This is a genomic window from Phyllobacterium sp. T2-21 (assembly GCF_055378485.1).
Genome location: NZ_AP027912.1, coordinates 1,352,571 through 1,367,129, shown reverse-complemented (window position 1 = coordinate 1,367,129; position 14,559 = coordinate 1,352,571). Strand labels below are relative to the sequence as shown.

10 protein-coding genes are annotated in these 14,559 nt (G+C 61.4%); 4 read left to right on the top strand and 6 right to left on the bottom strand.

Going from position 1 to position 14,559, the window contains the following annotated elements:
• The first annotated feature begins 360 nt into the window (after positions 1-360).
• The 3 genes from ACZ5FP_RS06790 to ACZ5FP_RS06780 all read left to right on the top strand — a co-directional run bounded on the left by ACZ5FP_RS06790 (position 361) and on the right by ACZ5FP_RS06780 (position 2,612).
• On the top strand, positions 361-570 hold the full coding sequence (locus ACZ5FP_RS06790; RefSeq protein WP_091881096.1) for a cold-shock protein: 210 nt from the start codon (positions 361-363) through the stop codon (positions 568-570).
• Between the two features lie 257 nt (positions 571-827).
• Entirely contained in the window at positions 828-2,084 is a 1,257-nt protein-coding gene (locus tag ACZ5FP_RS06785; RefSeq protein WP_464662842.1) for a D-amino acid dehydrogenase, read from the top strand.
• Between the two features lie 201 nt (positions 2,085-2,285).
• Positions 2,286-2,612 carry an RcnB family protein gene (locus tag ACZ5FP_RS06780; protein WP_288194877.1) on the top strand — a complete coding sequence of 109 codons (327 nt, stop codon included), beginning with the start codon at positions 2,286-2,288 and terminating at the stop codon, positions 2,610-2,612.
• Between the two features lie 47 nt (positions 2,613-2,659).
• Here ACZ5FP_RS06780 and pbpC read toward each other — a convergent pair whose 3' ends face one another.
• The 3 genes from pbpC to ACZ5FP_RS06765 all read right to left on the bottom strand — a co-directional run bounded on the left by pbpC (position 2,660) and on the right by ACZ5FP_RS06765 (position 11,198).
• Positions 2,660-4,744, bottom strand: coding sequence for a penicillin-binding protein 1C (gene pbpC / locus ACZ5FP_RS06775; protein WP_464662841.1), 2,085 nt, complete (start codon positions 4,742-4,744; stop codon positions 2,660-2,662).
• Positions 4,745-4,773: 29 nt separating this feature from the next.
• Complete coding sequence (locus ACZ5FP_RS06770) at positions 4,774-10,221, bottom strand: alpha-2-macroglobulin family protein (RefSeq protein WP_464663203.1); 5,448 nt, start codon at positions 10,219-10,221, stop codon at positions 4,774-4,776.
• 77 nt (positions 10,222-10,298) lie between these two features.
• On the bottom strand, positions 10,299-11,198 hold the full coding sequence (locus ACZ5FP_RS06765) for a LysR substrate-binding domain-containing protein (RefSeq protein WP_346307330.1): 900 nt from the start codon (positions 11,196-11,198) through the stop codon (positions 10,299-10,301).
• A 108-nt stretch (positions 11,199-11,306) separates the two neighbouring features.
• On the opposite strand from ACZ5FP_RS06765, the gene ACZ5FP_RS06760 reads away from it, so the two are divergent.
• On the top strand, positions 11,307-11,498 hold the full coding sequence (locus ACZ5FP_RS06760) for a hypothetical protein (RefSeq protein WP_288194879.1): 192 nt from the start codon (positions 11,307-11,309) through the stop codon (positions 11,496-11,498).
• Positions 11,499-11,556: 58 nt separating this feature from the next.
• Here ACZ5FP_RS06760 and ACZ5FP_RS06755 read toward each other — a convergent pair whose 3' ends face one another.
• The 3 genes from ACZ5FP_RS06755 to fdhD form a co-directional block, all read right to left on the bottom strand.
• A complete protein-coding gene (locus tag ACZ5FP_RS06755) occupies positions 11,557-13,212 on the bottom strand; it encodes an OFA family MFS transporter (RefSeq protein WP_464662840.1) in 1,656 nt (551 codons plus the stop codon).
• Between the two features lie 167 nt (positions 13,213-13,379).
• Positions 13,380-13,631: a formate dehydrogenase subunit delta gene (locus ACZ5FP_RS06750; RefSeq protein ID WP_346306658.1), complete on the bottom strand. Its 252-nt coding sequence runs from the start codon at positions 13,629-13,631 to the stop codon at positions 13,380-13,382.
• Entirely contained in the window at positions 13,624-14,559 is a 936-nt protein-coding gene (gene fdhD / locus ACZ5FP_RS06745; RefSeq protein ID WP_464662839.1) for a formate dehydrogenase accessory sulfurtransferase FdhD, read from the bottom strand. The genes ACZ5FP_RS06750 and fdhD overlap by 8 nt, the downstream gene beginning before the upstream one ends.

Sequence of the window (14,559 nt, the reverse complement as noted above, 5' to 3'; positions counted from 1 at the left end):
CTCATACGTATCATGCCCGACTTTGACGAGGCCTTGCGGCCGCGTGCGAACCCGTTTATCTGCATCGGGAAATGCTTGCGCTTTATTAAATGATCGCTGGTATTGGCGAAATATTGTTCAATAAAAACATCAGAATCATTAGTCGAATTCCGCTAAGTTTTTATAATTAAATTATTTTTTCTGGCGCAGCATTGACGGAATGTCTCACAGTCACTATGTATGACCCATCGGTATTTGGTAGTTTGTTATTAGTTTTATTGCGCCAAAGCGCTCTCAACGATCCTTCTTCAAAAATCGAGCTAAAACTATCGTGCAGTCGCATGGTAGGTGACCAAAACATATTCCTTGAAAGGGTTCATTATGAGCACTGGAACAGTAAAGTGGTTTAATTCCACAAAAGGCTTCGGCTTCATTCAGCCAGACGATGGTTCGGCAGACGTGTTCGTTCACATCTCCGCAGTTGAGCGCGCTGGTATGCGCAGCCTCAATGACGGTCAGAAGATCAGCTTCGAGCTGGTTCGTGACAACAAGTCCGGCAAGATGACTGCTGACCAGCTTCAGGCTGGCTAAAAATAATTCGTCTTCGCGTCTTTGACCACGGATGTACTGGCACTGACAGCAGAGATGAATTTGAGAAGGTCGGGTTTACCCGGCCTTTTATTTTGCCCTGAATTCAGGCGCGCACTCCAAAAAACCAAGACATTTCAGCGCATTCCCCAAGAAAACTCTGGAAAGAATTTTCGCGGCATCCCAGAGTGCGAGTCACTCTTGCGCCGGCATCGGAAATGGCTGGCATATCTCGCGTTGTTTGAAGGAGCGTTCCGCTTATGAAAGTTCTCGTCCTTGGAAGTGGCGTCGTTGGCGTCACGTCAGCCTGGTATCTCGCCCAGGTGGGCCACGAGGTGGTGGTGGTCGACCGGCAGCCCGGTCCGGCTCTTGAGACGAGTTTTGCCAATGCCGGTGAAATCTCGCCCGGCTATTCCTCGCCATGGGCGGGCCCCGGCGTTCCCCTCAAAGCCATCAAATGGATGCTGATGCATTTCGGTCCTCTCGTCGTGCGGCCGAAATTCGACCCCTATATGGCGCTGTGGCTGGTGCGGATGCTGCGCAACTGCACGTCGGCGCGCTACGCCCGCAACAAGATCCGCATGGTCCCCATCGCCGAATACAGCCGCGACTCGCTGCGTGATTTACGCGCGGAAACCGGAATTGCCTATGACGAGCGCAGCCAGGGCACCCTGCAGCTCTTCCGCAAGCAGAGCCAGTATGACGGCACGGGCGGCGATATCGAAGTGCTCAAGCAGTTCGGCGTGCCCTATGAACTCCTTGATCCCGCAGGCTGCATCGCCGCCGAGCCGGCCCTTGCCAATGTGCGGGAGAAATTCGTCGGCGGTCTGCGTCTTCCCGGCGACGAAACCGGCGATTGCAAGATCTTCACGGAGAAGCTGGCGGCCCTTGCAGCCGAGAAGGGTGTGACCTTCCGTTACAACACCACTGTTACCTCGATCAACACCAGCGGCAATCGCATTGCCAGCGTGTCGACGGAGACGGAGGAACTGACGGCGGATGCCTATGTGGTTGCTTTCGGCAGTTATTCACCATTCCTGCTGCGCCGCATCGGCGTACCGGTGCCGGTCTACCCCATCAAGGGCTATTCCATCACCGTCCCCATCGCCGATGCCAGCTGCGCGCCGGAATCCACGGTCATGGACGAGACCTACAAGGTGGCAATCACCCGGCTCGGCGACCGCATCCGCGTCGGCGGCACCGCCGAAATCTCCGGCTATGACCTGACCTTGCGCGATGCGCGCAAAGCCACATTGCAGCATTCGGTCGGCGATCTCTTCCCCGGTGGCGGCGATCTGTCGAAGGCAACCTTCTGGACCGGCTTGCGCCCGATGACCCCGGACGGCCCGCCCATTATCGGTGGCGGCACCAGATACCAGAACCTCTACCTCAACACCGGCCACGGCACCCTTGGCTGGACCATGTCGTGCGGTTCCGGCCGGGTACTGGCTGACATTGTTTCCGGCAAAACGCCGGATGTCGACGCATCGGAACTCGGCATCGGCCGCTACGCCTGAGCTTTGTGAAGCAGTTGCCCTCCGCCCCGCGCATGTTGCCCGCAGGCGGAGGGCAACCAATCCACGACACCATCCATGCGCCAGCTAAGCCATTTAAAACATTACAAATTGTTTAGGTTGACGTTCAGTTTTGGTTCATCTCGCCCCTCGTAAAACAGCATGGTGTTTGATCATAAACCCTGCAATGAACGAGGAACCAACATGAAAAAGATCGCCCTGGCAGCCCTTGCCATTTCCCTGATTGCAACGCCTGCAGCCTTTGCGCAGCAGCAGCAAGGCTATGGCCATCAGCAGCAGGACCGGATGGTCAAGAAGCGGGTCGTCAACGAACGCACCGTCGTGAAGAAGACGCGCTGGGTGCGCGGCCACAAGCTGCCCAGCAACTATCGCCGCAACGTGGTGCGCGACTATCATCGCTATCACCTGAAGACACCGCCGCGCGGCTATCATTGGGTGCGCGTCAACAATGACTACGTCATGGTCAGCATTGCATCCGGCATCATCGCATCGATGATCCAGGGCCGGTAATGATCCCGGCCAAACCAGAGCGGCGCTTCGGCGCCGCTTTTCTGTTTCTAGTCGACAAAGATCCGGACGCTTGCGGCACGGCCGGCAGAATCAATGACCGTCAAGGTCGAATAACCGGCTCCGTCCGGCACCCACTGGTTGTCACGACGGCGCGACATATCGGGCAGAGGCTTGCCATTGGCCAGCCAGCGGAACGGCGCGCGTCCCCCCTGCAGTTTCAGCGCGAGGGGTGACAAGGTCCCGCCGGTCTTCGCCCCGAGCTCGATCCGCGCGCCTTCCGGCGGATAGACGATCTGCGGCGCCGGTTCGCGCGTCGTTGCAGCCAGCAGACCATTCGATGTCCGGGTGAAGCGGCGCTGGCTGATCGGTAGTTGCGCCTGCGCGATGCGCACCGCACCGCCCGGCGCGCGCGGCAGCGGCGTGACCGGCACACCGGATTTGACAAATCCCTCGAACAGGATCGGCGCCGCCGTGCCGAAACCGGTGATACCCGGCACAGCGCCGTTATCGGGACGGCCAACCCAGACACCAAGCACGTAATTGCCATCGAAACCGACCGACCAGGCATCGCGGTAGCCGTAGCTCGTGCCTGTCTTGTAGGCGATGCCGCGTTGCGCCGCGCCCAGCGGCGGCATGACGCCGGACAGGATATCGGCGACATGCCATGCGGCCACCGGTTCCAGCAACGGTTCGGCTTCGATGGGCTGTGGTTTGCCCTGGATACCATCCCCCAGAAGCACCGGCCTGCCGCGATTGGCCAGCGCAGCGTAGAGCTGCACCAGGTCTTTCAGCGTAATACCGACACCGCCGAGGCCAATCGCCAGACCCGGCGCTTCATTGGCGGGAAGCACGGGTCTCACCTCCGCCCGGCGAAAGCGAACCAGCAGCCGCGTCGGGCCCACCGCGTCAAGCAGGCGGACGGCAGGCACGTTCAGCGACAGTTGCAGCGCCTGCCTGATGCTGACGTCGCCCTGATAGCTCATGTCGAAATTGCGCGGCCGGTAACCGAAGAAGTCCGCTGGACGATCCTCGATGATCGTCTCCTGCGAAACGAGCCCGTCCTCGAAGGCGAGGCCGTAGATGAAGGGTTTCAGCGTTGATCCGGGCGAGCGCATCACCCGCGTCATGTCGATCCAGCCGGAGCGGCTGGCATCGAAATAATCGGCAGAGCCCACTTCGCCGACGATTTCACCGCTGCGGGCATCGGCCATCACCATGGCGATCGACACTTTGGGGCCAAGCTTGGCCGCCGCAGCCTTGGCAACGGCTTCAAGGCCCTGCTGGATCGGGCGGCGCAGCGTGGTCTGGTGCCGGTTGACCTGCGGCTCCCGGCGCAAGGCGGCTTCCGCCAGATGCGCGGCGTAGGCTGGAAGCTGCAGGCGGCGGGCAGGAATGGGTACCAGCCCGGCACGCTCGGCCTCGCCTTCCCCCACCACTTTGGCAACGGCCATGCGGTCCAGAACCCGCTCGCGCGCTGTCTCGGCTGCAGCGAGATTGCGGTCGGGGCGGCGCTTTTCCGGCAATTGCGGCAACGCCACAAGCAAGGCGGATTCGGATACGGTCAGGCGGCGCGGCTCCTTGCCGAAATAGGCGAGGCTGGCGGCACGGATACCCTCCAGATTGCCGCCATAGGGCGCGTGGGTGAGATAGAGATCGAGAATCTGCGCCTTGGTCAGACGGCGTTCGATCTGCAGTGCACGCACCAGCTGGGCAAATTTTGCACTGAGCGAGCGCCCTTCCCGTGGTTCGATTAGCCGCGCCAATTGCATGGACAGAGTCGAACCGCCGGAAACGATGCGGCCGTTGCGGACCAGTTGCAGTGCGGCGCGGGCCACGGCCCGCGGGTCGACGCCGCGATGCTGCCAGAAGCGCTGATCCTCGTAGGCGACAAGCATGCGAATGAACTGCGGATCGACATCCGCGGCCGTCGTCCGCAGGCGCCAGCGCCCCTCCGATGTGGCGAAGGCACGCAGCAGCTGGCCATTGGCATCGACCACTTCCGGCGAGACTTCCACCGCCTTTTCCAGCGGCGGCGGAAACTTTTTGTCGGCAAGATCAAGGCCGAAGGCCAGCGCCGTCGCCACCACCAGATTGGCGGAGATGCCGATACAGAATGTACGCCACGTGATCATCGGATCAACCGGTCTTGAGCCAAGGTTTGTTACTGTGCCGCCATTACCTCCATCCGGCCCGTGGCCGTGCGTGCGGAGAATTGCGGACGATACATGTCCTCAACGCTGGCTGCCGGATGATCGTAGGTACCCGGCGTCACGGCCCGGACCACATAGGCCAGGGTGATTTCCCTGTTGTCGCCGGTGTTGCGATCGAAGGCGGCAACGAAACGGTCGCTGCGGAATTCCGTGTGGGCGGCTTCCACCTCGCCGATCCAGTCGAAATTCGACAGTTGTGCACTGTTGACGAGGCCGGGATTGTCGATCTCGAAACCGGCGGGCAGAAGATCGGTGATCAGCACCCGCGACGGCCAGTTGTTGTTCTCGGTGACCTTGAGGACAACGACATAGCGCTCATTCTGCTTGGCTTCGCTGACATTGGCTTCCGATCCGTCGAGCGTGTAGTAAGTCCGCTGGATATTGAAGCCATCGCCACCCGCAGGCAGAGGCTGGGCCGGTGCGGCAACGGTTGTCACGACAGCCGAAACGGCCTCGGTCGATCCGTTGGTGATGCTGACCGGCTGGGCGATCAGCTCGTCGCCGGTCATCCGCGCGGCATAGCCACCCGTGTGCGCCACGCCATTGATGGCAAGCTTCAGATCGTTGTCGCCGCCCTGGATGGCGCGGGCCGCCAGCAGCATCCAGGTCTGTTCCTGCGTGCTGGTATAGATCTTGCGCTCCCATTCCTTGGCAACGATCTGCGACAGCTGCGGAATGATGGCCGGGACCGGCCGGCTTTCCGCAGCGAGCGCCAGAACCGCCGCATCGTCACGCAGGGACGAGCCATAATCCGAGCGCACAAGGCTGACATTGGTGGCCTTGGTCGACATCTGCAGCGAATTGGTAAAGATGCTCTGCGACCGCTGTGCATCCCCGTAAAGCGCCAGCGCCGCCGCCAGATGGGCGCGCGACAATGGCGTCGGGAATTCCGACAGCTTCGTATCGGCGTAGTAACGCAGATCGCTGACGGCAGCCTTGCGGTTGCGGGCCAGAACATAGAGCGCATAGGCGATCTGATTGCCCTGATCCTTGACATTCACGTCGTAGCTCAGCGAATTCTGCAGGTTTTCCAATGCCTGAACGAGCGCCTTTTCCGGCACGTCATATTTCTGTTCGCGTGCGCGGGTCAGGAAGTCCGTGACATAGGCATCAAGCCAGAGATCACCGGAACCCGGACCCCACAGGCCGAAACTGCCGGAAGAGGACTGGTAGGACAGGACACGGAAGATTGCCTCCTGCACCCGCTTCTGCACATCGCCATCGTCGGCAAGGCCCGACTGCCTGGCCAGCTCGCTGAGATAAAGCAGCGGCATGGCGCGGCTTGTCGTCTGCTCCGCACAACCATAGGGATAACGGTCGAGCGTCATGAGCAAGGCCGGTATATCGAAGGCCGACGACCGCGACACGTTGAGGCTGACCGATGCGCCCTGCAGCAGGCTGCTTGCCAGCAATTCGCGGTCGATCTTCAGCGTGCTGTTCGGTGCGATCTTGATGGGATTGCGCACCGTGATCGGCAGCGACGCCGGGCGGACCGGAATGTTCAGCGATTGCTCCAGCGAAATACCCGCGGCGTTTGACAGTTTGACCGAGACAACGCCGTCACCCGGCTGCTGGCCCTTGAGCGGCAGTGTCAGATTGAACTTTCCGCCCGCCGTCAGTTTTACCGTCTGCGCGGCCGCCTGCTGCTCGACGCCGACGGCCTGATTGCTCGTCACCTGCAACTGATAGTCGCCTGCCGGGGCATCCGTATTGGCGATATCAAGCCGCAGCGCCGTCTTGTCTCCGGGCGCCAGGAATTTCGGCAGGCTTGCCGTTACCACGACGGGATCGCGAATAATGACATCCTTGCTGGCATGGCCGACACCGGCCTTGGACCAGGCAACCGCCATGACCCGCGCCGTCCCGTTGAACTGCGGGATATCGAAGCTCACATTGGCCTTGCCCCCCGCGTCAAGCTTGACCGGACCGGAGAAGAACGCAACGAGCTTTTCCGTGGGCGGGCTGCCCTGCAACGGCATCTGTGCGCCATCGCCGCCGGTGCGCAGACGGCCGGCGGCACCTTGCGAGCCATCGATCAGACGGCCATAGAGATCGCGGATTTCCAGGCCCAGCTGCCGCTGGCCAAAATACCAGCCGTCGGGATTGGGCGCCTCGTAACGGGTGAGATTGAGGATACCGACATCGACGGCGGCAACCGTGACATAGGCCGTATCGCCAACGCCTGCGCCGGTCACCTGAACCGGAATGTTCAGCGGCTGGCGCGGCAATGTTTTCTCGGGCGTATCCAGCTTCACCGCGAGATTGCGGTCCCCCGGATTGACCCCCAGCCACTTCACGCCAATGGCGCGCATCGGCATGTGGCTGTCCCGGTCATTGCCGGGACGGTAGAGCGTTGCGGTGACATAGGCACCGGCGCCCCAGTCCGCGGTGACCGGAATTTCCACCTCGCCGCCTTCAGCGGGAATGCTCTGGCGCTTGGTCGCCACGAGGCTCTCGGCACCGACCGTCACCAGAAGCTCGCCGGCAAAACGCGGCGATACCTTTAGCTTTGCCGTGTCGCCCGGCGCATAGTTCTGCTTGTCGAGGGCGATCTCCAACCCATCAGGGGTTTCGGTCGAGGTGGCGGCAACATAATATCCCGCGTCGAATTCGACACTGGATGTCGGGCCTTCCACATCAGCCGTTTCAACCTCCAGGCGGAAGCGGCCCCAGGTCACGGGAACAGAAATCTCCGCGCCATCGGCGGTTGCATCGACCGTGCCATTGGCAACCAGCTTGGTCGAAACGATGGGCTCATATTTCCACGAACTGCCATCCCGGTACCATTGGTAATTGCGCTCGACCGCAACAAGTTTCCAGCTCAGGCCGCTCATGGCCTGCTTCTGGCCGTTGTTGTCAACGCCGATCACATGGAATTTGCCGATGGCATTTTCGGCCAGATCCCCGTCGAACTCGGGCTTGATGCCAATCTTCGCGCCCTGTGATTTCACCGGCAACGTCAAATTGCGTTCAATGGCCCGCCCGCCCGCCTCCTGCATGCGCACGACGATATTGGCGTTGAGCAATTGGGTGGTTGACGGGACTTCGTTCAACGTCACATCGAACGTTGTCTTGCCGTTCTCATCGAGTGCCTGCAAATCCTCAAGTGGAATGCGCGTATCCTGGTTGCCCTGTTCATCGGCCAGACCAAAGCGATAGCCTTTGAAATTGGCATCCTCGTGCGTCGGCTTGAGGCTGACCTCGCCCTCCAGCGTGAGACCTGCCGCTGGCGCACCATAGAGGAAGCGGCCATCGACACTGACCGGCGTGGGCGTGCCCACGGTGATGGCCTTTGCCTCGCTCGTCAGGTCGAACTCGACCCGGTCGGGCACAAAATCTTCGACCATGAAAGACTTTTCGGCGATGGGCGAGCCCTTCGGGTCGGTGTAGATCTGCATGTTCCAGGTGCCGCGCATGGCGTTGGCCTGCAGGGCCAGATCAAGCGTGTGGCCGCCAAGGGCCGCGCCATCGCTGACCATGCGGCGGTCTTCGACCCCATCCGGGCGGCGGAATACAAAGGTCAGCGGCAGATTCTCGATCGCCTTGGCGCCGATATCGCGGGCAAGGGCCGATGCATGCACGGTTTCACCGGCACGGTAGATGCCGCGCTCCGTCCAGGCGAGCACATCAATTGCGCCGGGAGCCGTGCGGCCGGTCACACCGCGGTCGGACAGGTCAAAGCCGGCCCGCGTCATATCAAGAAAGACATAGTCCGCGTCGCCGTTCTTGGCGGTAATGACAGCCGGTGTCATGGCGGCCGTGCCGCGCAGCAATCCGGCGGTAAATGTCGCACGCCCGTCCGTATCGGTGATCGCCGTGCCGAGAATTTCATTGTTCTTGGCCAGGAGCTGCAATTCCACGCCGATCAACGGCTGGGCGGTTGCGAGCGACCGCGCAAAGACATTGAGCCCATCGGTACCGGTATAGGTGGAGAGCCCGATATCGGAAACGACGAACCACTGGGTCGCCTGCGAATCCCATTCATTGCTGTGGGCATCGGTGGAGACGGCGGTCAGGACATAGACGCCCGGCTTGCGTTTCGGCAAAGCCTCGTCAACCGGGAAACTGGTGACGACATCCTTGTTGAGGTCGGATTGGATATCGATCGCCCCCTGCCAGACCAGTTCACCGGACTCATCCTGCAGTTTCTGGGCGTTGTAGCTATCAATCTGGGTGAGGAACTGCGAACTGGTGAGCAGCGAGGCGATGCCGCGGTCGCCGATGCGGTACAGCTTCAGGTTGGCGCTGGTGGTATTGACCGAGACAATCGGGATGCCGCGGCGCGCGGTGCTGGGCAGCACGAAACTGTCGCCGGTAAAGCGCACGACGGCCGAGCGGTCCTTGACGTAGATATCGAGATCAACCTGGCCTTCCAGTGCTTCGCCGACCGAAGACGGCAGTCCGGCACGCAGCGCCAGCTTGTAGCGCTGGCCGTGGGTCAGGCCTTCCACGCAGATCTCACTGCCCTTGGCTTCGACCGCCTTGGGGGCGGCGCCGTCCAGCGTCACGAACGGCGCATAATCCGTACCCATTTTGACCAGGGGCTCGGAGAACTGCACGCAGGCGCGCGGTGCGGCGCTGTCCGCATCGATGGTATGATTGACGATACGGAATCCCTGGCGGGCCTTCAGATCGAGATAGGCGGCGTTGACGGTCTTCGCATCGACAAGCGCAAGGCTCGCCTTGTAGGCGTTGAGCGCGGCGCGATAGTTCTGGGCATTCTGCAACGCGGTTGCCAGCACCGCGAGAGCGTCGGCACGGCTCTGGGTCGTGCGCGTCAGGAGATAGCCATTATAGGCGGCCAGCGCCGCCTGGCCGGCAACATAGGTGTTCTTGTCGGCGCGGTTGGCAGCGCGGGCGGTCTCCACCCACAGATCCGCATCCTCCGGCGAAACCGCCAGCGCGCCCTTGAAGGCATTCAGCGCATTTTCGATATTGCCGGCGGCGAGCTGCGCGCGGGCCGTTTCCTTCAGGCTGGCGGCGCCCTGCCCCTTCTGCTCGTCCGTCAGTGCGAGACGTGCCTTGACCTGGCGCGCATCCTGCACAAGCTGGTCGGACAGGAATACCAGTCTTGGCGGCGCGCCGATATCCGGCTCGCTCGTCGTTTCGACCACCTTGCCGGCGATGGCGCCGGGAAAACTGTGCAGTTCATTGAAGTCGGACTTCATGAAGCACCATTTCACCTTGGGATTGTAGGTGAAGGCCTTGCAGCTTGTCTCGGCCAGACAGACCGCCTCGCACTGGTCGAGGGTCACGTCCTGTTCGGTGCGCAGATCAAAACCGAAATAGTCGCCATCCTTGGTCGTGACAATGTCGCGATTCGTTTCGGCGGCACCGGCAGGTGCCCCTGAAACCAAGGCTGAGAGAAGAAAAACCGAAAAGCCGATAACCGCGCGCATAGACATGAAGTCCTCCCAACGCAACCCGTATGGTGGTGAGCCGCACTGTTCAAACTTCAGTATAACTTGTCAACAGATCATGCGGTGGGCGCGCGGTTGTCTTCGGCGATTTCCGAACGGATCCACGCCTGGAAATGCTGCATTTGCTGGGTCGGCTTGCGGTTTTTCGGCGAAACCAGCCAATAGGCGATATTGGAGGGCACGCGCAGCGGAAAGGGTGCGACCAACCGGCCGTCTGCCAGTGCGTCTTCGACGAAGAGCTCCCAGGCCAGCATGATGCCTTGCCCGCTGATCGTTGCTTCGACCGCCAGCCATGGATCGGAGAATGTCGGGCCATCAAAGGCGAGCGGGCCATCGAGCCCGGCAGCGGCCTGCCATTCGTCCCAGCTGAACATGGGGTTCTCGTAACAGATGATCGGCTGGCGGAAAATATCCGCCGGTCCGGTCAGGCGTTCGGCAAAGCCGCGCGTGCAGACCGGGAACATCCTTTGCGGCAGCAGGCATTCCGGCGTGCCGTCCCGCCACTCGCCGCTGCCAAGCCGGATCGCGAGATCGATGTCGGAACTCTTCAGGTCGAGCACCCCAGGCGACGGATCGATGCGGATCTTCATCTCGGGATGCGCGGCCCGCAGCCGTCCCAGACGCGGCACCAGCCATTTTGATGCGAAGGTCGGGGCGACGGAGAGAAGCAGGGTCTGTTCGACATCGTCCGCCAGCGCCACAGCGCGCGACAGGTGCTGAAAGCCCTCTTCGAGCCGGGCGATGAAGGCCTTGCCAAAGAAGGTCGGGACCAGCCCCGCCCGGGTCCTGTCGAACACCGCATGGCCGATCTGTGCTTCCGTCCGGATCAATTGCTGGCTGACCGCACTGACCGAAACACCAAGCTCGGCGGCGGCTTTCGGCAATGATCCCAGCCGCCCGATTGCCTCGACAGCGCGCAATCCGTTGATGTGAACCCTATTCAAATTCTTCATCATGCAAATTCTTCATCCAGTTTTTCTACATCAAGATATCGCCATTCTTGATTGCTGACCGCAGAGAACGGGATCAAAATAGCACATTCCTCGATTCATGGGAGCTGTGTGATGAAGATTTTCTGGCTAATAAAATGGTTTGCAGAGACTCTCGTTCCGCCCAGCGAGGAGAGTAGTCCTGTCGATCATGATGCGCTGGATCACTGGCGCCGTGATCCGCTCTCTCACCCGGCACTGCAAGCCATGGGCCTCGATGAACTGGCCGACCTGCCCTTCGATCCATGCGGCCTGCGCAGCTGCTGAACGGGAATCAAAAAACAGGCCCCGCGAACGGAGCCTGCCTTGATCTATATGAACGCTGTTATCGGAACAGCACGACCGCCTGCTGCACGGTCACCCAGACACCCCAGAGAATGGGAATACCCACCGCGGCCCAGGCGAGCGCCGCCTTGGCATCGAGCCCGCCATGGCCGATGCCGAACGAGCCGGTGGCGCCAGCATCCGCCGTCTTGGTCTTGGCCTGCAGCGCGGCAACCTCGGCGTCGGACATGAACCATTTCGATGCAAGCGGGCGGATAAAAAAGTTGGCGATGAAGCCCAGCGCCAGCATGCACGCGAGAATATACATGGTGCGGTCATAGACCTGATCGCGCGGCACGCCCGCATTGATCTGGAACTCACGGATGTAATTGACCACGACAGGCCCAACGATACCCGCCGTTGCCCAGGCCGTCAGCAGCCGGCCATGGATGGCGCCGACGAACTGCGTCCCGAAAATATCGGCGAGATAGGCCGGGACTGTGGCAAAGCCGCCGCCATACATGGACAGGATCACGCAGAAAATCGCGACGAACAGCGCCTGGCTGCCCATATGGGCGGCGGTCGGCGCCAGCGCATAGAGCACGATGCCAAGCGCAAAGAAGGTGAAATAGGTGGCCTTGCGGCCGATCCGGTCGGAGAGCGAGGCCCAGAAGAACCGCCCGCCGATGTTGAACAGGGAAATCAGACCGGCAAAGCCCGCGGCAATGGAGGCGATGGCGGTTTTCTGGCCCGCATCCAGCTGGGTGAAGCTGACATCAGGCAGGCCGATGAGCTTGCCCGCAAAGATTTCCTGCAGCATGGGCGAAGCCATGCCGATCACACCGATACCGGCGGACACGTTGAGGCAGAGCACGGCCCAGATCAGCCAGAACTGCTTCGTCTTGTGAGCATCGCGCAGATGCACGTGCCGCGTGGTGATCATCGCCTTGGCGTCCGTCGGCGGTGTCCAGCCTTCCGGACGCCAACCGGCCGGCGGAATACGGTAGCCGAAGGCACCGCACATCATGAACACGAAATAGCCGGCGGCCATGACCAGAAAGGTCTGCCAGACGCCGACAGTATCCGGTGCCTTGAAATGATTCATCAGAAGGTTGGCCAGCGGCGCCCCGATCATGGCACCGCCGCCAAAGCCCATGATGGCCATGCCGGTCGCCATACCCCGCCGGTCGGGAAACCATTTGATCAGCGTGGACACCGGAGAGATGTAACCGAGCCCGAGGCCGATACCGCCGATCACACCGGCACCGACCCACATCAGCCAGAGCTGGTGCGTGATGACGCCAATGGCCGCCAGCACCATGCCCCCGCACCAGCACACCGCCGAGACCACGCCAGCCTTGCGTGGCCCGACGCGTTCGAGCCAGCCACCCCAGATGGCGGCGGAACAGCCAAGAAGCACGAAAAACAGCGTGTAGATCCAGCCGAGATCGCTGACGCGCCAATCACAGCTCGTGGTGAAAAGCGCTGTCAGAAGGTTGAGATCCGCGCAGGCAACCGATTGCTCGACACCGATGGCGCGCGACAGCGGCAGCCAGAACACGCTGAACCCGTAGGCCATGCCGATACAAAGGTGAATGGCAAGCGCTGCGGGCGGCACCAGCCAGCGGTTGAAACCCGCTTTGGCAACGATGCGTTCCCGGTCGAGAATACCCGGGGTTTCATAAATCCGCGGCTCTGCCCTGTCGGTTGCTGACATGTGAATTCCTCCTCCAAGCCCTTATGGCGGTGATTCATGTTTTAATATTTCAGTTTATCGGCCGGTTCCGGCTCGGCCTGATCGTCTTCTTGTTCGGGTGTTCTCCGGCCTTCTGGTAATCAAGAGGCAACGCATGTCGAGCAGCCGAAATGCCGCCCTTGCAACGTTCAAGCCGAGGCGGGAGCCGGCTTGCGGATATGGGACGCTGCCTCGACCACGAGCGGGTCAAGGCCATTGTCATCCTTTTCCAGGATGGCAAAGAGCTGGGTACGCATGCGCGGCTCCCAGAAATTGTTGATGTGGCCAGCCACACCCTCTACCGCCTCATCCTTGGGCTGGGTGTGAAAGAAGGTGGCGATCTGGTTGGCCATATAGACCAGCTTGTCGGCGGTCGACTGCCGGTGATTCTCATTATCCATATTGCACCAATCGAACAGTTGGACTTTGCACAAGGGTGGGCGAGGCCTGATCCAGGTTGGATTTTCCGGACGCAGCGGTGTCATCGGTTGCACCCGCCACTGCATTTACAGCGATCGGAATACGCTCGGCACGCGTGAAGACATCGAATTCATCGCCGCGTACCAGCGCAACAAGCGTCATGCCCGCCGCCTGCGCGGTGCGCACAGCCAAGGCCGTTGGCGCAGATACGGCAATCAGGACGGAAGCGCCGATGATTGCCGCCTTCTGCACCATTTCGATGGAGACGCGGCTGGTGATGACAACGGCGCCCGATGCACCGCTGATGCCGGTTCGGCACAGGGCACCGGCAAGCTTGTCGAGGGCGTTGTGGCGGCCGACATCCTCGCGCGCGGCCACGATACCCTGGCCGGGAACATAGAATCCGGCCGCATGCACCGCACCGGTTTCATTGTGCAGCGGCTGCAGCGGCGACAGCAGCCGCACCGCCTGCGCCAGATCGCCCGGCGTCAGTTGCAGGCGCGTCGCGTCGACCGAAGCCACCGGCTTCAACGCCTGCTCGATGGACTCGATGCCGCACAGCCCGCAGCCAACGGGTCCCGCCATGCGGCGGCGGCGGTCGGTGAGTTCCTGTCCGGCCGCATCGGCGAGGCGCAGCTGGATATCGATGCCCTCGCCATGCTCTTCAACGGCGATTTCACTGATTTCGTCGAGCAGGGCAATAATGCCTTCCGACAGGCTGAAGCCGACGGCAAAATCCTCCATGTCGGCCGGGCTTGCCATCATCACCGCGTGGGTGGTGCCGTTGTAGCTGAATGCGACGGGCGTTTCCTCGGGCACCATGCGGCTGCCGGTCGCGTAGACATCGCCCTCGCCCTTGCGGCGGCGGGTGATGCGCGGGACCTGCAACCGTGTGGGGCGCCCGGCCAT